This is a genomic window from Nonomuraea sp. NPDC049695 (assembly GCF_040674955.1).
Lineage (GTDB): Bacteria > Actinomycetota > Actinomycetes > Streptosporangiales > Streptosporangiaceae > Nonomuraea > Nonomuraea helvata.
The window spans coordinates 77,087-96,799 of the sequence record NZ_JBFANV010000028.1; the positions used below are offsets into that span (position 1 = coordinate 77,087).

Genomic DNA, 19,713 nt, shown 5'->3' on the forward strand with positions numbered 1-19,713 from the left:
ACGCACCGCGCCCGCCATCCGGCCGCGCGCCCCGCCCGGCACCCGGCCACGTGGCGTCTGTCTGGCGCCGTGCGGCCGTTCACGTCGCGGGCGGTGCGGCGGCCGTTCACGACGTGTGCGGGCCGGCCGTCCGCGTCGTGTGACGTCCGGTGCGGGGTGCCCCGCGCCCCACGGTGAGCCCCGGGGCGCTCGCCGGACGTCATGTGCGCGACTCCAGCGCCCGGTAGTCCACCTTGCCGGTGGACAGCAGGGGCAGGCTGTCGATGCCGCGGACGTCGAACCCGCTCCAATGGACCCTCAGCTCGACCCCCAGCCGCCGCGCCAGACCCGCGCAGCCGGCCGCGTCGAGGCCCTCGGCCCACACCGTCACCCGGTCGTCTCCGCTGGTGGCCGCCACCGGGACCGGGCCGCGCAGCAGGCGCTCGACGTCGTCGAGGTTGACCCGCACGCCGAAGACCTTGGCGATCCGCTTGAGCCGCCCCGTGATGTAGAGGAACCCCTCGGCGTCGAGCCGCCCCAGGTCGCCCGTACGCAGGACGCCGCCCAGGTCGTCGCCCCTGGCCAGGTCGGCGGCCGTCTCCGCGTAGCCCATCATGACGTTGGGCCCGTGGTAGACGATCTCGCCCTCGTCGACGGTCAGCCGCCCGCCGGGGATGGCCGCCCCGGCGGAGCCCGGCTTGTCGGCCAGGCGGTCGGGAGGCAGGACGGCGATGCGGGCCGTGGCCTCCGTCTGCCCGTACATCACGAAGAACCGGTCGGCCTTGCCCGCGAACTCCGTGACCAGCTCCGGGCTGAGCCGCCCCCCGGCCTGGGTGAGGGTGGCGAGCGTCGGGTGCTCGGACCGCTCGTAGCGCAGCCGCCGCAGCATCTCGTACTGGTACGGTACGGCGGCCAGGGACGTGCACCGGTGCGCGTCGAGATGCGTCCAGAACGACCGTTCGAGCAGCCCGGCCTCCGTCAGCATCACGGTCGCCCCCGCCGCCAGATGGCTGTTGAGCACCGACAGCCCGTAGCTGTAGTGCAGCGGCAGGCTGGTGGGCGCGATCTCGTCGGGAGTGATGGACAGCGCCGCGGCGATGGCGGCGGCGTTGGCCTGCACAGCCTGGCGCGACAGGCGTACGAGCTTGGGATTGCCCGTCGAGCCGGAGGTGGCGAGGAGCACGGCCAGGTCGGGATGGGGCTCCGGGGCGTCGTGGCGTGGCGGCGGCGAGCCGTCGGCCGCGTGTGTGAAGCCGAGCAGCGCCGTCGGCCGGAACCGGCCCACCAGCTCGGCCAGCGCCCCCGGCGACAGGTCGGGATCGAGCAGCGCGACCGGCCGGCCCGACCGCCACGCGGCGAGATAGCGCAGGACCGACGTGAGGTTGTTGCGCATGCCGCAGAACAGCGGCCCGGGCCGCAGCCGGGCCAGGGCCTCCGCGGTGCGGTTGACGTGGTGCAGCAGCTCGTCGCCGCCCAGGCTCGCCGGCTCGCCCGCGACGACGAGGCGGGCCTGTGGGTGCGGGAACATCACAGCACCAACCCGCCGTCCACGCCGATGACCTGGCCGGTGATGAAGGCGGCGGCCGGCGCGAGCAGGAACGCGACGGCGCCGGCGACGTCGGCCGGCGTGCCGAGCCGCCCGAGCGGGGTCGCGGCCACGGTGGCGGCGCGGGCCTCCTCGTCGAGCGTGGCGAGCATGTCGGTCTTGATGTAGCCGGGGGCCACGGCGTTGACCCGGATGCCGGTGGGCCCCAGCTCCTTGGCCGCGGCCAGGGTCAGGCCGATCAGGGCCGCCTTGGTGGCGGAGTAGACCGCCTGGCCCGCTCCGCCCATGCGGCCCATCATCGACGAGACCAGCACCACGGCCGGCGAGGTGCCGCGGCGCAGCAGCCTGAGCGAGGACTGCAGCGTGTACGTCGCCCCCACGGCGTTGACCTGGAAGAGCCGGTCGACCGTGTCGTGGCGGGTCATGCCGAGCGGGCCGCCGGCGTGCACCCCTGCGTTGACCACGAGCGCGTCGAGACGGCCGTGCCGCTGGTAGATCTGCCGCATCACGGCCGACACGGCCCCGGCGTCGGCCACGTCGCAGGCGACCGAGTCGGTGACCCCGCCGGTCTCCGCGGCGACCTCGGCGGCGGCCTTGGCGGCCCGCTCCTGGTCGCGCCCGTGGAGCACGACGTCGTGGCCGGTCGCGGCCAGCGTGGCCGCGACGGCTCGGCCGATGCCCGCCGTCGAGCCGGTGACGAGGACGACCCTGCGCTCAGACGGTGGCGCCGACGCCATGCTTCTCCAGCAGCTCGGCCGCCTTGGCGAACGAGCTCATGTCGATCATTTCGTCAGTGTCGATCATGATGGAGAACTCGTCCTCCATCGCGGCGATCAGTGCCATGTGGGCCAGTGAGTCCCACTGGGGGATGGCGCGGTATTCGAGCCCGTCGACGTCGGCGTCGGCCGGGAGGTTGAGCGCGCCGCGGAAGACGGCCCGCAGGCGGTCGAGATGACTCATGATCACTCACTCTCTGTCCTCAAGCCGCGACACAGTGTAGCGGGATCTGCGGGATGAGGAAAAACCAAGCCCCCGTCTCCAGTAATGGAACCGTATAACGGCGGGTGGCGCCCGTTGAGGACTGGGAATGTCGGACGGACACGGTCCACCGTACGGGGGGAATGATGGACGAATCCAATCACTGGTACGGCCACTCGCGCATACTCAGCAGATACTGCGGCCTGCCGGAAGAGTCGCCGAAACGCATCCAGGGTTTCCTCCAGCACGGCTGGAACTATCTCCACGGATTTCCGCCCGACGACCACTGGTGCAGCCCCGGATATCCCCGTTTCATCTGGTCTGACGTGCTGCGCCGCCGGGGCTGGTCCATGGGCCGCAGGGGACACTACCTCATCGGCGCTCCCTGGATTTACCTGCTCCACCTGGAGCCTGAGTTGGGCACGGTGCCCGAGCGCAAGGGTACGATCTGGTATCCCTTTCATGGCTGGGAAAAGCATTCCGTCATTGGCGACCATGCCCGGCTGGCCGACGAAATCCGAAATGTCGAGACCGGGCAGGTCACGGTCTGCCTTTATTGGTTGGAATTCGCGAATCCGGACATTCGGCGAGCGTACGAATCGAGGGGGTTCCGGGTCATCTGCCACGGCGAGCGCGGTTCCCGCTGGGAGGGAAAGGGCCGCGACTTCCTGCGCAAGCAGCTGGTCCAGTTGCGGCGCCACCACAGGGTGGCCTCCAACCGGCTCGGCAGCGCGCTGTTCTACGGCGCCTCGGTGGGGTGCGAGGTGGCCGTGTACGGGGATCCGATGCAGTTCGAGGACGAACGTCCCGAGTACGGCGGGACGGCGCGCCGCATGCGCCTCTGGCCCGAACTGCACGGCACGCACGTCGACCGCGAGCTGGCGGCGGAGGTGGCGCGGCGCGAGCTGGGATTCGAATATCAGGCGACACCGGAGGAGCTACTGCGAATGTTCGGATGGAAGCGGGCGCGGGCTGTATGAACACGACTGATTCGCCCGAGAATGTTCGGTTGATCGGCGGCGAGATGCTGCTGTGGTCCGACATGTCCAACATGGGCGGCATCACGGACTGGCGGGGCGCGGCGCTCGAGCTGATCAGGCGGCTCATCCCGGCGAGCGGCCGGGTGCTGCTGGTCGGGCCGCATCCACAGGGGCTGGTGGACGAGGTGGTCTCCCAGGCCCCGTCGGCCGCCGTGCTGCTGCGCTCCTACCCCGACGCCTGCGCTCTCGGCGAACGGCATCCGGGGCTGGCGGTCTACTGCGGGCGGCTGGAGGTGTTCGCCGCGGACGAGCCGTACGACCTGGTGCTGGCGCTGGACGGGCTGCTGCGCACGCACTCCGCCGAGGCGCCCGCGGCGGCCTGGCGCGAGTCGCTCGGGGCGCTGGCCGGGTTGATCGCGCCCGGGGGCCGGCTGGTGCTCGGCGTACGCAATGACCTGGGCGTCGATCGGTTCCTCGAGGCCAGGCCGGCGGACCGGGAGGGCGGCGACGACCAGTGGGCGCCGCACGGCTTCGACCCGACCTACCCCAGCGGTCCCGCGGCTCTCGACAGGGGGCTGGAGTCGGCGGGGCTGAGCGTGCGGCGGTGCTACGCGGCGTATCCGGCCAGGCAGGCGCCCCGCGCGCTGCTGTCCCGCGAGGCGCTGGCCGCCGACCTCCCGGACGCGCTCACGTTCCCGCTGAGCGCGCGGGTCGGCGAGCGCATGCTGGTGGCCGACCCGCTCCAGCTGACCCGCCTGGTGTTCCGGCACCGCCTGGGGGAGGAGCTCGCACCGCTGTGGCTCGCGGTGGCGACACGCCTGCCGGATGACGCCGAAACGGTGGCGACCCGCCCGCCGCATGACGCCGAGGCCGCCACCGTGGCGACACGCCTGCCGCATCATGACGCCGAGGAGCTGCCGCTCGGGCTCGTCGAGGAGGGCGCCGCGCTGTACGAGCTCACCGGCGACGGCGCCAGGCGCCTCCCGGACGGCGAGGAGCGCCCCATCCCGGCGGGCCGCGTCGTGGAGGAGATCCTCGTCGAGGCCTGCGCCCGCGAGGACGTCCGGGCCGTACGCGAGCTGCTGCGCGAGCTGGCCGCATGGCTGGAGGCGGGCGGCGACGTGTCGGCCGCGACGGACAGCCTGGTGTACGACGGCGAGCGGTTCGCGGCCACCAGCCCGGCCGCGGGCCCGTCCACCCCGCCCGAGCCGAAGATCATCCTGTGCAGGATCCTGTGGCGGTTCGCGGTCAGGCTGCTGGCGGCCGGCCATCACCACCCGTGGCCGTGGCCGCTGGAGGCCGACCAGCTCGCGCTGACCCTGTGCGGCATGGCGGAGCGTCCCTGCGGCCAGGGCGACCTCGACCGCGCCCGCAAGCTGGACGCCGAGCTGGGCTGCCCCGGCGAGGAGCACGTGCCCACGTACCGGGACCTGCTCGGCGTCCGCGACCGCCTGGCCGACCAGCTCACCGGGGCCCTGGCCAGGATCTCGCGCCTGGAGACCAAGCTCTCCTACCGGGAGCGTGAGCTGGTGCGGGCGAAGGCCAAGCTGCGCAGGAGCCAGCGCAAGGCCTCCGCCTACCGCAAGACGCTCGGATACCGCCTCTCCCGCCGCCTGGCCCGCCCACGCAAGGTCGCCCGCAGGGTCATCCGGCTGCTGTCCGGATAGCCATGGAGAAACGGATAACCACCCAGAAAGAGGAGAGCGTGTGCCGGTTCTTTCGGTGATAGTCCCGTTCCACAACGTCGAGAGGTACATCGGGCCCTGCCTGGACTCCATCGCCGCCCAGACGCTGGACGACCTGGAGGTCATCTGCGTCGACGACGGCAGCCGCGACGGTGGCGCGGCCGTCGTCGGGTCCAGGCTGGCCGATGACCACCGGATCAGCCTCATCAGGCAGGACAACCAGGGCGTGGGCCGCGCCCGCAACGTCGGGGTGGGCCGGGCGACCGGCCGCTACCTGGCCTTCGTGGACGGCGACGACACCGTGCCGCGCGACGCGTTCAAACGCATGGTGTCCTCGCTCGAGTCCACGGGCTCCGACCTGGCCTGCGGAAACGTCATGCGTCTCTACCGCAACCTGCTCATGCCGTCGTGGGCCCACAGGGAGGCGTTCGCCCGGCCGATCAGAGGCACCCACATCACGCGCCACCCGCTGCTGGTCCGCGACCGCATGCTGTGGAACAAGGTCTATCGCCGCTCGTTCTGGGACCGCCTCGGCCTGAGCTTCCCCGAGCGCATGTACGAGGACCAGCCTGTCGCCATGGCGGCCCACGTGGGGGCGGAGAAGGTGGACGTGCTGGCCGCGATCGTCTACCACTGGCGGCAGCGCGACGAGGAGGCCGCCTCCATCACCCAGCGCCGCCTGGAGCCCGGCAACCTGCGCGACCGCCTCCTTTCCGTGCTGGAGACCGCCGCCCTGCTGGATAGGGGGGCGCCGGGCCTCAAGACGGACTTCGACCGCGACACGCTGGACATCGACATGTCCGTCGCCGTGGAGGCCATGGCCGCCATGGGCGCGGCGGCGGACCCGGCCCTGCTGGACCTGGCCGCCCGATACCTCGACGGCGTGTCGCGCGAGGCCTGGCGGAGCATCCCGTACCCGCTGCGCCTCCAGGTCCACCTGCTGCACCAGCGCCGCCTGTCCGAGCTGGCGTACGTCTTCGCCCAGGCCCGCTGCGGGCACCTGCAGCCCCGGGTGGGCTCGGCCGGGCTGCTGCGCAAGCGCTGGTACGGCAGGCACCCGATGATGCCGGAGCGCCTGTCGGAGGTCTCAGAAGAGCTGGCCGTGACCGCCAGGCTGGTCAGTCTCGACTGGCGCGACGGCGTGCTCCACGGCGTGGGCCGCGTCGGGTTGGGCAGGTTCGAGGTGGGAGAGCTGCGCCGGATGCGGGTCAAGGTCTGGCTGGAGGAGCGCAGGACCGGCGAGAAGGTGCTGCTCTCCGACAAGGAGAGCGTGCCGACCTGGGAGAGCGTCGCGCAGGAGGACGGCGGCCCGCTGCCGGAGCACGCGTTCCCGTTCAGGTTCGCGTTCGACCCGGCCGCGCTGACGCCCGCGCAGCTGGCCAGGCATGGCCGCTGGGACCTGTGCGTGCGCCTCCGGGGCCACGGGCTGAAGCTCGACGGCCGGGTGGCGGGGCCGCGCTGGCTGCCGCCGCTGATCCCCGCGCCGCGCCTCAGCAGGGGCGTGTGGCTGGTGCCGGTACGCAGCCCCAGGGGCGCGTGGGGCCTGCGTCTTCGCACGGCGGAGGCGATCATCCGCGAGTGCCGGGTGGACGGCGGCGACCTGGTGTTCTCGGGGCAGCTGTCCGACCTGGGAGACGGGGAGCCGGTGGTCAGGCTGCGGCGCAGGAGCGACGGCGAGGAGATGTACTTCCCTGTGACGCTCGCGGGCCAGGACTTCGAGGCGCGGGTGCCGCTGGCCGACATCGACGAGTGCGTCGGCCACGAGTCGTGGTGGGAGGTCGTCATCGACCAGGGCAGACCCATCCGGCCGCTCGTACGGACCAGGCAGCGGCCCGTCGCGACCGTCGCGGACAGGCGCTTCCTCGTCGACCGGGGCGAGGACGGCTGCCTGCTGCTGGCCGAGCGCTGAGTCAGGCGGCGCCGGTCAGGTGAGGATGCCGGCGAGCGTCTCCACGACCCGGTCCTGCTGGGCGTCGGTCAGATCGGGGAACAGCGGCAGCGACAGCTGCTCGGCGTAGTAGGCCTCGGCCTGGGGGCAGAGCCCGCGCCGGTAGCCGAGGTCCGCGAACACCGGGTGCCAGTACACCGGCAGGTAGTTGACCTGCACGCCGATGCCGGCGGCCCGCATGCGCTCGTAGACCTCGCGACGGCGGCCGTCCTGGACCCTGACCGGGTAGAGGTGCCAGCTCGGCCGCACGTACGCGCGCTGGGCCGGCAGCGTCAGCCCCGGCACGTCACGCAGCAGCGCGTTGTAGCGCGCGACCAGCTCCCACCGCCGCTCGCGGAAGGCCACGAGACGCCCGAGCTGGCTGAGCCCGAGAGCGCACAGCACGTCGGGCAGGCGGTAGTTCAGCCCGAACTCGTGCACCTCCTGATGCCATCCGCCCACGTCCGGCTCGCGCTGGCCGGCCGGGTCCCTGACCAGGCCGTGGTTCCTGAAGCGGTCGGCCCGCAGCAGCAGCGTGGGGTCGGCCGCCGCGACCGCGCCGCCCTCGGCGGTCGTCACGGTCTTGGTGGGGAAGAAGGAGAACGTGGTCAGGTCGGCGAGCGCGCCCACGGGCCGGTCCTTGTACGCGGCCCCGATCGAATGCGCGGCGTCGCCCACCAGCACCGCCCCGGCCGAGTCGGCGACCGCGCGCAGCTCGTCGTAGTCGGCCGGATGGCCCGCGTAGTCCACCGCCGTGACCGCCCGCGTCCTGCCGCCGACCAGCGCGGCGACGGCGTCGGGATCGAGGTTGCCCGTGTCGGGCTGCACGTCGGCGAAGAGCACCCGCGCGCCCAGCAGCACGGCCGTGGCCGCCGTGGCCACGAACGTCAGCGGCGACGTGACCACCTCGTCGCCCGCCCGCACCCCGGCCGCCACGTAGGCGACGTGCAGCGCGGCCGTCCCCGACGTGACGGACACGCACGGCACGCCGCCCGTCCAGCGGGCCAGCTCCGCCTCGAACCGGCCGACGGCGGGCCCGGTGGTCAGCCAGTCGCCGCGCAGCACCTCGGCGACGGCCTCGACGTCGGAATCGGCGATCGACTGCCGCCCGTAGGGGAGCATCAGCCGGCCGCCATGGCGCGCAGGTCGGCGACCGAGAGCCACCGGTCGTTGGTGTCGGAGCGGTAGGTGAACCCCTCCGGCAGCACCTCTCCGCCCGGCGGCGTGTAGCCCCAGGTGGCGATCGTGGGCTGGACGATGTACCGGTCGGGCAGGCGCAGCGTCCTGCGGCCGTCGTCGGGCGCGATCATCTCCTCGTGCAGCTTCTCGCCGGGCCGGATGCCGATCTCGTAGATCGTGCTGTCGGGCGCCAGCGCCTCGGCCAGGTCGGTGATGCGCATGCTCGGGATGCGCGGCACGTAGAGCTCGCCGCCCCGCATGAGATCGAACGAGTCCACCACGAACCTGACGGCCTGGTCGAGCGTGATCCAGAACCTGGTCATGCGCTTGTCGGTGATCGGCAGGCTGGCGCCCTGCTCCGCCAGGCGCAGGAAGAACGGCACCACCGAGCCCCTGCTGCCGATCACGTTGCCGTAGCGGACGACGGAGAAGCGCGTCTCGTGGGCGGCGGCGTAGTGGTTGGCCGAGACGAAGAGCTTGTCGGCGACCAGCTTCGTGGCCCCGTACAGGTTGACCGGGCTGGAGGCCTTGTCGGTGGAGAGCGCGACCACCTTGCGCACGCCGCAGTCGATGGCGGCCTCGACGACGTTCTGGGATCCGGCGACGTTGGTGCGGACGTACTCGAACGGGTTGTACTCGGCCGTGTCCACCTGCTTGAGCGCCGCCGCGTGGACCACGTGGTCGATGCCGTGCATGGCGCGGGTCAGCCGCTCGCGGTCCCTGACGTCGCCGATGAACCAGCGCAGGCGGTCGTCGTCGCTGAAGAGCTGCCTGAGCTCGTACTGCTTGAGCTCGTCGCGGGAGAAGACCACCAGGCGGCGCACCCCCAGCGAGTCGAGTGCGTGGCGGATGAACGCCTTGCCGAAGGACCCCGTGCCTCCGGTGATCAAAATCGACGATCCACTGAGAATGCTCACGTGGCCCCCTGAAATCGCGCTGACGCGCTGTAGTCGTTCGAGCAGTTCGGTAGCATAGCGCGATCGATTGATCACGCAGAGGCACACGGGGGAATGGGGCTTCGATGCGTATTGTCGGGATTGTCCAGGCACGCATGGGCTCGACCCGCCTGCCGGGCAAGGTGCTGCGGGAGCTGGGCGGCAGGTCGGTGCTGGGGTGGGTGGTCCGCGCCGTACGCGAGGCCGGCGCGCTCGACGATCTCGTGGTGGCCACCACGACCGAGGAGGCCGACGACGCGGTGGTCGCCGAGTGCCGCCGTCTCGGCGTGGCGTGGCACCGTGGGCCCGTGGACGACGTGCTGACGAGGTTCATGGAGGCGCTGGCGGGGCGGCGCGGGGACGCGGTGATGAGATTCACGGCGGACTGCCCGCTGCTGGACCCCGCCGTGATCAGGGAGGCGGCTCTGGTGTTCCGCGCCGTGCGCGGGCTCGGCTACCTGAGCACGAGTCTGGCGCGCACGCTGCCGCGCGGGCTCGACGTGGAGATCGTGAGCAGGGCCGCGCTCGAGCGGGCCGACGCCGAGGCCGCGGGGTTCCACCGCACGCACGTGACCTCCTACGTCTACTCGCACCCGGGCGAGGCGCGGCTGCTCGGGCTCGCCTACCAGCCGGTCGCCGACGACCTGCGGATCACGCTCGACACGGAGGACGACTGGCGGCTCATCTCCCGGGTGGTGGACGCGCTGGGCGACCGGTGCCTGCCGTTCGGGACGGTGGTGGGCTGGCTGCGCGAGCGGCCGGAGGTGTGCGGGCTCAACGCCCACGTACGGCAGAAGGCCCTCCAGGACGCGTGAGCGGGGTCGGCTTCCGGTGCGACGCCGGCGTCAGGAGCGGCGTCGGCCACCTGGTGAGGTGCGTGGCGCTGGCCGAGGAGCTGTGCGCGCGGGGCGTGCCGGTGGTGTTCCTCGGCGAGGTGCGCGGCTCGGACTGGGCGCGGGCGCAGCTCAGCGAGCGTGGGCTGCCGCTGGTGCCCGCTCCGGGGCAGCCGGCACGTCTGGCGGGGCTGGCCCGCGAGCTCTGTCTGGATGCCGTGGTCCTTGACTCGTACGAGCTGCCGGACGGCACGGGGGCGGCGCTCAGGGAGGCGGGTCCGCGCGTGCTGGCGATCGTGGACGGCGACCCGCTGGGCCAGGAGGCCGATCTCTACCTCGACCAGAACCTCGGCGCCGAGCACCGCCACTTCCCCCGGCCCGCCCCGCGCCTGGCCGGGGCGCGCTACGTGCTCCTGCGGGACAGCGTGCGGCGGCGCAGGCGGACCAGGAGTGCCGGTCCGGTGCCGCGCGTGCTCTGCTTCTTCGGCGGCACCGACAGCGCGGGAGTGGCCTCTGCCTGGGCCGGGGCCCTGCGAGCGACCGGGGCGGCGTTCGAGGCCACGGTCGTCAGCCCGGAGCCGTTCGAGGCGGACGGGCCGATCACCGTGATCCCGCCGACCGACCGGCTGCCGGACCTCATGGCCGAGGCCGATCTCGTGGTCACCGCCGCCGGGTCGGCCATCTGGGAGCTGCTCTACCTCGGCGTGCCCACCGCCCTGAGCTGGGTGGCCGACAACCAGCTCATCGGCTATGAGGAGCTGGTGGGCCGCGGCGTCGCGGCCGGGCTCGGGCGCGTGGCCGACGCACGGGCCGTCGGCGTGCTGGCCCGCCTGCTCACCGACCCCGCCGCCCGCGAGGAGCACGGGCGGCGGGGCAGCGGACTCGTGGACGGCCGGGGCAGGGAACGCGTCGCGGACGCCCTCCTCAGATCAGCTCCCAGCTGAGCGGCGTGCCGAACGGGACATCGCGGGTGAAGTGCCGCCCCATCACCTGTCCGGCCGTGTCGGGAGGCAGGCCGCCCGCGGGCCGGATCGAGCGGACGTTCTCCGGGGTCACCTCGTCGTCCGCGCGCACGTCACGCACCACGTACAGCGATCGGCGGAACCGCAGCCCTTCTTGCTCGGACGGCCGGGGCCCGATGCCCACGCCCCCCAGCGACTGCCACGCCCGCTCGCTCTCCACCACGAGCGCGGCCAGCTCGGCGGGCTCCAGCGAGAAGGCCGCGTCCACCCCGCCCTCGGCACGCGACAGGGTGACGTGCTTCTCGATCAGGCGCGCCCCCAGCGCCACCGCCGCCAGCGGCACCCCGATGCCCGGCGTGTGGTCGGAGACCCCGACCACCGCGCCCGTGAGCGCCTCCAGCCGCGGCAGTGACCGCAGGTTGCTCTCGGAGGGAGGGGCCGGGTAGGAGGCCGTGCAGGACAGCACGGCGAGCTCGGTGCAGCCCGCCTCCCGGGCGGCGTCCAGCGCGGCCTGGATCTCGCGCATCGTCGCCATCCCCGTGGAGATGATCAGGGGCTTGCCGGTGGCGGCCGCGAGCCGGATCAGCGGCAGGTCCACGATCTCCGAGGAAGCGATCTTGTACGCCGGCACGCCCAGCTCCTCCAGGAACTCGACGGCCGTGGGGTCGAAGGGCGAGGAGAACGCGATGAGCCTGTGCTCGCGGGCCCGCTCGAAGATCGGCTCGTGCCACTCCCAGGGCGTGTGGGCGCGTTCGAATAGCTGGTAGAGGGTCTCGCCGCCCCACAGCTCGTGCCCGTCGCCCACGCGGAAGGCGGGCCCGTCGCAGTCGATGGTCAGCGTGTCGGGCCGGTAGGTCTGCAGCTTCAGCGCGTGCGCCCCACTGGCCGCCACCGCGTCCACGATGGCCAGCGCCCGCTCCAGGCTCCCGTTGTGGTTGCCGGACAGCTCGGCGACGACGAACGGCGGTTGATCGGCCCCGATCAACCGTCCCGCGATGGAGATCATGCGTGCTCCTTCCTGAGCCTGATGGTCACAACGTCTCGCGGCACGCCGTCGACGTCCCGCCGGTAGGCCCCGGCCTCCACGAACCCGAACCGCCTGTGCAGCCGCCTGGCCGCCTCGTTGCAGGCCAGCACCTCGCCGCGGAGCGTCGTCAGCCCGAGCGGCCCGAAGGCGTACTCGATGGCCGCCTGCTCCAGGCCGACCCACACCCGAAGCAGCGCCCCCGACTGATCCAGCCCGTCAAGGTCGAGGTAGAAGCCCCAGGTGGCGCTCTCGGACGACAGGCCCGAGTAGGTGACCACGCCCGCGGCCGCCTCCTCGTGGTCGTAGATCAGCACAAGCTTGCGCGCGTCGGCGCGGGTGGTCTCCCACCAGCGGGCGTGCTCGTCCTCGGAGATCTCGTGCGTGGTGAAGCTGGCCGCCCGCACGCGTGGATGGTTGCGCCATCGGCGCATGACCGGCAGATCGTCGTCCCGGACGCTTCTCAGCACCACTCCCCCTACCGCTCGTGCTCGACTCACTGCACAACGTAGCGGATTATGCGTCCGGTAAAGAGCTGATCAGGGCTGCGGAATCCGCCGGGCGGCCGGGGCATGCTGCCCCTGAACCCGTCCCGAGAGCCAAGGAGCAATTCGGAATGATCCCCCTGCTCAGCGTGGTCGTCCCGGTCTACAACGTGGAGCCGTACATCACGGAATGCCTGAAGTCGCTGGCCGCGCAGACGCTGGACGACATCGAGGTCGTCCTGGTGGACGACGGATCCTCCGACGGCAGCAGGCGCATCGCCGAGGACTTCGCCGCGAAGGACGACCGCTTCGTCCTGCTCGGCCAGCGGAACCTGGGGCCGGGGCCGGCCCGCAACGCGGGGCTCAGGCAGGCCCGGGGCACGTACCTGGCCTTCGCCGACAGCGACGACGTCGTGCCGCCCGACGCGTACCGGCGGCTCGTGGACACGCTCGCGGAGACCGGCTCGGACCTCGCGTGCGGCGCGGTGGGGCGGCTCGTGGACGGCGTGCTGGAGGAGTCGATCCTGCACGAGAAGGCGTTCAGGCGGCCGGAGCTGTGCACGCACATCACCGACAAGCAGGTCCTCATCAGGGACCGCACGGTCTGGAACAAGGTCTACCGGCGCGACTTCTGGGAGCGCGGCGGCCTGGTGTTCGCCCCGGGCATCTACGAGGACGTGCCCGTCGCCATGCAGGCGCACGTCCTCGCCACCAGCGTGGACATGATCGGCGACGTGGTCTACCACTGGCGCAAGCGCGACGCGGGGGAGACCTCGATCACGCAGCGCCGGGCCGAGCTGCCCAACCTGTACGAGCGGCTGGCGGCCATCCGCGCGGTCCGCGCCTTCCTCGACGAGCGGGCGCCCGAGCTGCTCGACGGCTTCGACGCGCTGGTGCTGGAGAAGGACATCATCTTCCTGTTCCAGGCGCTGGAGGCGGGCGAGGAGAGCGGGCTGCTGCTGCAGCTGGCCGACGCGTGGCTGACCACGCTGAGCCCGAAGGCGCTGGCCACCGCGCCGTCGCTGCGCCGCCTGGAGCTGCACCTGATCAGGCGCGGCATGGTGGACGAGCTGCGCCAGGTGCGAGAGTTCCGGCGCGCCTGCGAGGACGGCACCCGCATCGTTCCGCGCGGCCGGCGCACCACGAACTGGTACGGCGACTACCCGTTCTTCCGCAAACGCCGCCGGCTCCGCATCCCCGACGAGGTGTTCGACGCCCGCGACGAGATCAGGCTGGTCGCCAGGGTCGAGGAGTGCACCTGGACCGGCGCCGAGTACCACCTGCGCGGCCAGGTCGCCTTCCACCGGGTCGACCGCAAGGTGAGCAAGGTCGACCTGTGGCTCAGCGACGGCCGTCGCCGGGTGCCGCTGGAGGTGCGCCGGACGGGCCGCCACGGCATGGCCGCGACCGTCGATCCCGAGCGGCTCCAGGGCGGCGGGCCGAGTTGGCGCCTCCAGGTGCGCGGCGAGGTCCGCGGCCTCGTGCTCAAGAGCTGGGCCAGGGACGGCGACGCGAACTCCGCGTGGCGGCTGTCCGTGCCGGGTTGGTCAAGAAGCGGCATGGACATGCCCCAGTAGTTCCAGAGAGTAATCACTCCGGCGCGTCGCGTGGTCATGCTTGGGTCCATGAGGACCTATTCGCTCGATGACGTCTACGAGACACGCAAGCGGAGAGACTCCTGGTGGACCGTGTATTTCGTCGATCCGGTCGCCTGCCGGGTCGCCCTCCAGGTCGCCAACCACACCCGGCTGACGCCCAACGGCCTCACCGTGTTCTCGCTGGTCCTCGGCGCTGTGTCGGCCGCCTGTTTCGCGACGAACCAGCTCATAGCGGGCGCCATCGTCTTCTATCTGAGCTTCATGATCGACTGCGTGGACGGCAAAATCGCCCGGCTCAAGGGCACGGGCACGCCGTTCGGCCTCTGGCTCGACTATGTGGGGGATCGGGTCAGGGTGATCCTGTGTGCCGGGGGGCTGGCATACGGGCAGTACGCCCTCACCTCGGATGTGCGTCACATCCTGCTCGGGGCGGGCGTCGCCGTGCTGGACCTGTTCAGGTACGTCAACGCGCCGCAGATGAAGCGCGTACGCGAGGTCGTCAGGGAGGAACGGGGGGAGCGGGAGCCCGACGAGGACCTCATCGAACCCCTGGAGCGGGTGCCGCTCGCCGAGAGGACGCGGCGGCCGCGCAGTTTCCCCAGGCGGTTCAACAGGTTCCTGGCGCGGCACCGGGTCCGCTCGCACCTGATCAGCGGCATCGAGTTCCATGCGGCGGTGTTCGTGGTCGCGCCCCTTGCGGGGGCATGGGCGCTGATCCCGCTCGCCGCGCTCGCCGGGGCGCTGCTGCTGGTCAACGAGGTCTTCCTGGTCTACCGGCTGTGGCGCTTCACGCGCAGGCACGACGTCGCCTCCGCTCAGGAGAGCCGAGAGCACGTTCTCGTCTAAGTTTTCGGGGGTTACTACGAAATGTCCGACCGTCCAGTCTTCGTCATCGGATGTCCGCGGTCCGGCACCACGATGCTCCAGCTCATGCTCCACTCGCACCCCCGCATGGCGGTGCCACCGGAGACGCGCTTCCTCATTCCCGCCTACTACCGCCGCCGCACGTGGGGCGACCTGAGGGTCGTCTCCCGCCGCCGCGCGCTCGCGCAGTGGATCGCGACCGACCGCAGCACGAAGTTCCGCGAGCTCAAGATCGACAAGGACGAGTTCGTCCGGCAGGTCGTCGAGGGGCCCGGCTCGCTGGGCTCGGTGTTCGGGACGGCCTTCCGCATGTACGCCGACCGGTTCGACAAGATCCGCTGGGGCGACAAGCGGCCCAGCTACGTCAAGCAGGTGGACCTGCTGCTCAGGCTCTTCCCCGACGCGCAGTTCGTCCACCTCATCAGGGACGGCCGCGACTGCGTGGCCTCGCTGAAGGAGATGCCCTGGTACACGCTCGACTCCTTCCACGCCATCTCCACCTGGGCCGAGGCCATCGACGCGGGCGGCCGGCTCAGGCGCACGCTGAGCGATGACACGTACTACGAACTGCGCTACGAGGACCTCACCGACGATCCGGCGACCGAGCTGAAGAAGCTCTGCCACTTCCTGGACGAGGACTACTCGCCCGCGATGATCTCGCCGCGCGAGGCCGCCGTCGTGGCGGTGCCGCAGCACAAGGTCTGGCACAGCAACACCCACGGCGAGGTCACCCGCAGCCGCGTGGGGAGCTGGGCCACGCGGCTGGACGACTGGGAGATCGCGCTCGCCGAGCACATGCTCGGCGACCGCCTGGAGTCCATGGGGTACGAGCTCACCGGCGCCCCCAGGCCGAGCAAGGAGCACGTGACGGCCTGCCAGAAGACGATGCAGAAGCGCAAGGCGAGCCGCCTGCGCAAGCACATGCGCGACCGGCTGAACCGGCTGCGCGAGCCCAGCCCCGTGGCCGCGATGCTCACCTCGGGCCAGCGGTCCCTGGCGGGCGTGCCCCAGCAGCGCACGGAGCTGACGGAGACCGTCTGACTAGCGCTCGATGTGGGCGAACAGCCGCTCCCAGCCGTCCAGCACGTGGTCGAGGCGGAACGCCTCGGCCCGTGCGCGCGCGTCGGCCCCCAGCCGCCGCCGCTCGCCCAGGGAGCCGGCCAGTTCGGCCAGCACGGCGGCGAACGCGTCCACATCCCCTGGCGGCACCAGCACGGGCCCCGCGCGGCGCACGCCGCCCGACACGTCGAACGCCACCGACGGCACTCCGTGCGCGGCCGACTCCAGCAGCACAATGGGCAGGCCCTCGTGCTCGCTGGTCAGGCCCAGGACGGAGGCGTCCAGGTATTCGGCGGGCATCCGGGCCGCCGCCACCGGCCCCCTGAAGACCACCCGGTCTCCGACGCCCTCCCGGCGCGCGTGCTCGCGCAGCCGACCCAGTTCGCCGCCGTCGCCGATGAGGTGGAGCTCCCACGGTGGCGGCATGCGCGAGCGGGCGAACGCGCTGATCAGCCGGTCGAACCGCTTGACCCCTTCCAGGCGGCCCACGCCGAGCACGCGGGGCGCGGTGAGCGTGGAGAGCCGCTCCGGCCACCAGGGCAGGGGGTTCGGCAGCGTCCAGGCGTTGGGCAGTAGCGCGTGCTCGGAGAAGAGCCGGGCGTCGTCCTCGGTGAGGAAGACCGCCTGGTCGAGGTGGAGGTAGTGGCGCCTGATCGAGGCGAGGTGCCAGCAGCCGCGGGCGTGGTCGTACGAGCCGTGGTACTGCCCGATCGGCCGGAACTCCGGGGGCAGCAGCTCCGACAGCCGGGCCACCACGGACGGCGAGGTCATGACGGCGTAGCCCGGCTCGATCGCGCCCAGCAGCCTCCTCAGCCGCCGCCCCGCCCCGATCACATGGCGGTGGTACAGCGGCCGGTCCACGTAACGGAACGGCGAGCGGGACCGCTCCAGCCCGATCACGTGCACCTCGTGCCCGCGCCCGGCCAGCCCCTGGGCGAGCGTGTGGGTCACCTGCTGCACGCCGCCCAGGGTGTCGGCGTCCAAGCAGGCGAACACAACACTCATGAGAAGAAGTCCTCCACGATGCGCGCGGACGCGTCGCCGCGCTCGTCGGCGCACCACAGGGCGCGGAAGGCCGCGTACCGTCCGGCGTAGGCCCGGTGGGTCTCGGGCAGCCGCCTGATCGCGGCCACCAGCTCCTCGGTGGTCGTGACGCACGGCCCGGGGGCGATGGCGGGCAGGTCGTGGTAGACGCCGCGTTCCGACAGCCGGTAGTCGTCCCAGTCGTCGATGAAGAACACCATCGGCTTGCCGGTGATCGCGTAGTCGCACATCACCGACGAGTAGTCGGTCAGCAGCGCGTCCGAGGCCAGCATCAGGTCGTTGATCTCGGGATACGACCCGGCGTCCCGTACGAAGTGCTTGAGATGCTCGGGCGGGGACCAGCGCTCGACCGGATGCGTACGCAGCACCAGCACCCATTCGCCGGCCAGCTCGGCGGCCAGCAGCTCCAGATCCACCCGGACGGAGGTGCCGCCGCCCATCTCCCGATCCCGGTACGTGGGCGCATAGAGCAGGATCTTCCGCCCTCGCGGGATCTCCAGCAGCTTCCGGACATCACCGGTCGTCTCGCCCTTGACCAGCGCGTCGCAGCGCGGCGTCCCGTACCGGTAGACCTTGCCCGTGTAGCCGTTGGCGGGCAGGAACAGCCGCGAGAACTCCGCGCTCGGCGCGACCAGCGCGTCCCACCGTGCGACGGCGGCCCGCCACTGCGCGCGCGGCCGGTCGAAGTCGGCACGCAGGTCGGGCGCGTCGAACCCGATCGACTTGATGCCCTGCCCGTGCCAGGTCTGCAGGTAACGGGTGCCGCGCGGCTTCGGGTGGTCGAGCGGGAAGCCGTGGCTGTCCACCCAGATCCCGGCCCTGGCCATCGTCCAGATGTAGGCCCAGCTGCCCCTGCGTACGGGCCGCGCGCCGGGCGGAAGGGCGCCGCGCCCCTTGGCCACCGACCAGACCACGTCGATCGGCAGCCCGCGTCGCCGCAGCTCCTCGTAGACGGCCCGCGGGCTGCCGCCGCAGCTTTTGCCGACGTCCGACTCGAACAGCGCGAGGTTCCGCCGCGGCGGCAGCACCTTGATGAGCAGCTTGTAGGCACGCAGCTTGTTCTCCGGCGTGCTGAACCGCCTCATCAGCGCCCGCGCGGCCCGCCGCAGGAGCGGGCGGGGGCCGGGCCGCACGCACAGGTACCCGGCGTACCCCTCGACCGCCACCGTGCATCCGGGCAGCTCGATGGGCTCGGTACGCGGATCGGCGATGATCCGGTCCGTCGTGGTGTGCCCGTCGGAGGCTCTGGTGAAGCCGACGCGCGGCTCGCACTTGCCCGTAGGGGTGAAGACGACCTCGCCGACGTACCCGCCCTCGCCTGACGGCTCCAGCCTCATCGGGATCTTCCGGGTTCCGAGCTGGAGGAACGCCGTCCAGTCCAGCGGCAGCGCCCCGAACGGGTCATAGGTACGCACGACCATCCGCACCCGCTCGCCGTCCGAGGACAGGTCCGACGCCTCGTGCCGCAGCCTTGACTCGGAGAAGGGCAGCTCGGCCAGGCGCAGCTTCGTGATGTCCATGCCGGGCGAGACCGACGTCCCCCAGTACGTACGCCCGTTGAGCTGCACCGCCGCCCGCGGCGCGGCCCTCGTCCCGGTGAGCGAGCCCGCCGCCACCAGCAGCTCCTCGGCCCGGTCCGCCAGGATGAGCCGGCAGCAGACCCGGTCCAGCGGCTCCATCCCGCCCAGCACGCGGCCGGGGATCTCCTCCAGGTACGGCCGCACGATCGAGGCGAACTCCTTGACCCACACCAGATCCCGCGCGGGCAGCGGATTGAGATAGACCCGCAGGTCCTGCCGGAGGAAGCGGCGCTGCCTGTGCGGCACCAGGTCCGCGGCCCCGCGTTCCCGCAGGATGTCGTCGCTCAGCCGGGCGGCGAGGACCCGCTGCCGCACGTTGTCCAGGTCGTCGACGCGCTGCGAGATCGAGTCGCTCACCGGTGCCCGGCGCCAGTGGTAGACCACCCAGGGCACGATCGCGAACCTGCGCGCGACCGCGTACAGCTCGGCCGTGAAGACGTGGTCCTCGTAGAGGATGTCCTCGGGGAAGCGCACGGCGTGCTCCCGCAGCAGGCGCGTGTCGTAGAGCTTGTTCGTGCTGAAGCAGTCGAGGAAGAGCTCGGGCTCCCGGCGGATGCCCGCCACCACCCGCCGCGGGGCGAAGAGCGAGGGATAGTACGGCTTCAGCCGCCCGTCCGGCTCGATCAGCCGCGAGATCTGCCCCGACACGAAGCCGGCCCCGGTCCGCTCGATCTCGGTGAGCAGGCTCTTGCACGCGTGCCTGGGCAGCTCGTCGTCGCTGTCGAGGAACATCACGTACGGCGAGGCCGCGGCGTCGAGCCCGTCGTTCCTGGGCGCGCCGCAGCCCCCGCTGTTGGCGAACCTGCGCAGGTACCGGACTCGGCGATCGCGCACCATGAGCCCGGCGACCACGTCCGGCGTGCCGTCCGTGCTGGCGTCGTCGACGACGATCACCTCGAGGTCGCGCAGCGACTGCCCGAGCACGGAACGCACGGCTCTGGGCAGGCGGGCCGCGTCGTTGTAGGAGATCACGACAACGGTGCAGTCCGGCATCCCAACCTCCCGCGGCTCCATTCACCTGCGGGAATGGCACTTCCCCCAGGCCGGGGGAAGTG

Annotated in this window: 17 protein-coding genes; 8 read left to right on the forward strand and 9 right to left on the reverse strand. The window is 71.9% G+C overall.

Annotated elements, in window-relative coordinates; translation table 11 throughout:
- Positions 1-199: 199 nt before the first annotated feature.
- The 3 genes from AB0J64_RS24385 to AB0J64_RS24395 are packed head-to-tail and all read right to left on the reverse strand — an operon-like array spanning position 200 to position 2,485.
- Positions 200-1,507 (reverse strand): AMP-binding protein, encoded by a 1,308-nt coding sequence (locus AB0J64_RS24385; protein WP_364030774.1) that lies wholly within the window; start codon positions 1,505-1,507, stop codon positions 200-202.
- Positions 1,507-2,262 carry an SDR family oxidoreductase gene (locus AB0J64_RS24390; RefSeq protein ID WP_364030777.1) on the reverse strand — a complete coding sequence of 252 codons (756 nt, stop codon included), beginning with the start codon at positions 2,260-2,262 and terminating at the stop codon, positions 1,507-1,509. Before AB0J64_RS24390 ends, AB0J64_RS24385 begins: the two co-directional genes overlap by 1 nt.
- The gene (locus AB0J64_RS24395; protein ID WP_364030780.1) at positions 2,240-2,485 is read right to left on the reverse strand and encodes an acyl carrier protein; all 246 of its coding nucleotides are present in this window, start codon (positions 2,483-2,485) and stop codon (positions 2,240-2,242) included. Before AB0J64_RS24395 ends, AB0J64_RS24390 begins: the two co-directional genes overlap by 23 nt.
- Positions 2,486-2,646: 161 nt before the next feature.
- On the opposite strand from AB0J64_RS24395, the gene AB0J64_RS24400 reads away from it, so the two are divergent.
- Genes AB0J64_RS24400 through AB0J64_RS24410 form a run of 3 tightly spaced genes read left to right on the forward strand, consistent with a single transcriptional unit; the run spans position 2,647 to position 7,077 of the window.
- Complete coding sequence (locus AB0J64_RS24400; protein WP_364030783.1) at positions 2,647-3,483, forward strand: hypothetical protein; 837 nt, start codon at positions 2,647-2,649, stop codon at positions 3,481-3,483.
- Between the two features lie 29 nt (positions 3,484-3,512).
- On the forward strand, positions 3,513-5,150 hold the full coding sequence (locus AB0J64_RS24405) for a hypothetical protein (protein WP_364030786.1): 1,638 nt from the start codon (positions 3,513-3,515) through the stop codon (positions 5,148-5,150).
- 40 nt (positions 5,151-5,190) lie between these two features.
- A complete protein-coding gene (locus AB0J64_RS24410) occupies positions 5,191-7,077 on the forward strand; it encodes a glycosyltransferase family 2 protein (RefSeq protein WP_364030789.1) in 1,887 nt (628 codons plus the stop codon).
- A gap of 15 nt (positions 7,078-7,092) precedes the next feature.
- Here the strand turns inward: AB0J64_RS24410 and AB0J64_RS24415 are convergent, their stop codons facing one another.
- The gene (locus AB0J64_RS24415) at positions 7,093-8,217 is read right to left on the reverse strand and encodes a DegT/DnrJ/EryC1/StrS family aminotransferase (protein WP_364030792.1); all 1,125 of its coding nucleotides are present in this window, start codon (positions 8,215-8,217) and stop codon (positions 7,093-7,095) included.
- On the reverse strand, positions 8,217-9,191 hold the full coding sequence (gene pseB / locus AB0J64_RS24420; RefSeq protein ID WP_364030795.1) for a UDP-N-acetylglucosamine 4,6-dehydratase (inverting): 975 nt from the start codon (positions 9,189-9,191) through the stop codon (positions 8,217-8,219). The genes AB0J64_RS24415 and pseB overlap by 1 nt, the downstream gene beginning before the upstream one ends.
- 104 nt (positions 9,192-9,295) lie before the next feature.
- Between pseB and AB0J64_RS24425 the strand changes: the two genes are divergently transcribed.
- A complete protein-coding gene (locus tag AB0J64_RS24425; protein WP_344997414.1) occupies positions 9,296-10,024 on the forward strand; it encodes a glycosyltransferase family protein in 729 nt (242 codons plus the stop codon).
- On the forward strand, positions 10,021-10,986 hold the full coding sequence (locus tag AB0J64_RS24430; RefSeq protein ID WP_364030799.1) for a hypothetical protein: 966 nt from the start codon (positions 10,021-10,023) through the stop codon (positions 10,984-10,986). Before AB0J64_RS24425 ends, AB0J64_RS24430 begins: the two co-directional genes overlap by 4 nt.
- Here AB0J64_RS24430 and pseI read toward each other — a convergent pair.
- Together pseI and AB0J64_RS24440 are read right to left on the reverse strand one after the other, a co-directional pair.
- Positions 10,967-12,010 carry a pseudaminic acid synthase gene (pseI, locus tag AB0J64_RS24435; protein WP_364030802.1) on the reverse strand — a complete coding sequence of 348 codons (1,044 nt, stop codon included), beginning with the start codon at positions 12,008-12,010 and terminating at the stop codon, positions 10,967-10,969. The genes AB0J64_RS24430 and pseI overlap by 20 nt on opposite strands.
- The gene (locus tag AB0J64_RS24440; protein ID WP_364030805.1) at positions 12,007-12,498 is read right to left on the reverse strand and encodes a GNAT family N-acetyltransferase; all 492 of its coding nucleotides are present in this window, start codon (positions 12,496-12,498) and stop codon (positions 12,007-12,009) included. The genes pseI and AB0J64_RS24440 overlap by 4 nt, the downstream gene beginning before the upstream one ends.
- Before the next feature lie 146 nt (positions 12,499-12,644).
- On the opposite strand from AB0J64_RS24440, the gene AB0J64_RS24445 reads away from it, so the two are divergent.
- From AB0J64_RS24445 to AB0J64_RS24455, 3 genes are read left to right on the forward strand one after another with little or no spacing between them, the layout of a single operon-like run.
- The gene (locus AB0J64_RS24445) at positions 12,645-14,090 is read left to right on the forward strand and encodes a glycosyltransferase family 2 protein (protein WP_364030808.1); all 1,446 of its coding nucleotides are present in this window, start codon (positions 12,645-12,647) and stop codon (positions 14,088-14,090) included.
- A gap of 48 nt (positions 14,091-14,138) precedes the next feature.
- On the forward strand, positions 14,139-14,957 hold the full coding sequence (locus AB0J64_RS24450; RefSeq protein WP_364030811.1) for a CDP-alcohol phosphatidyltransferase family protein: 819 nt from the start codon (positions 14,139-14,141) through the stop codon (positions 14,955-14,957).
- Positions 14,958-14,978: 21 nt separating this feature from the next.
- Positions 14,979-16,016 carry a sulfotransferase gene (locus AB0J64_RS24455; RefSeq protein ID WP_364030814.1) on the forward strand — a complete coding sequence of 346 codons (1,038 nt, stop codon included), beginning with the start codon at positions 14,979-14,981 and terminating at the stop codon, positions 16,014-16,016.
- Here AB0J64_RS24455 and AB0J64_RS24460 read toward each other — a convergent pair whose 3' ends face one another.
- Both AB0J64_RS24460 and AB0J64_RS24465 read right to left on the reverse strand, forming a co-directional pair.
- Positions 16,017-17,039 (reverse strand): glycosyltransferase, encoded by a 1,023-nt coding sequence (locus AB0J64_RS24460; RefSeq protein WP_364030817.1) that lies wholly within the window; start codon positions 17,037-17,039, stop codon positions 16,017-16,019.
- Positions 17,036-19,651 (reverse strand): CDP-glycerol glycerophosphotransferase family protein, encoded by a 2,616-nt coding sequence (locus AB0J64_RS24465; RefSeq protein WP_364030820.1) that lies wholly within the window; start codon positions 19,649-19,651, stop codon positions 17,036-17,038. Before AB0J64_RS24465 ends, AB0J64_RS24460 begins: the two co-directional genes overlap by 4 nt.
- Between the last annotated feature and the right edge of the window lie 62 nt (positions 19,652-19,713).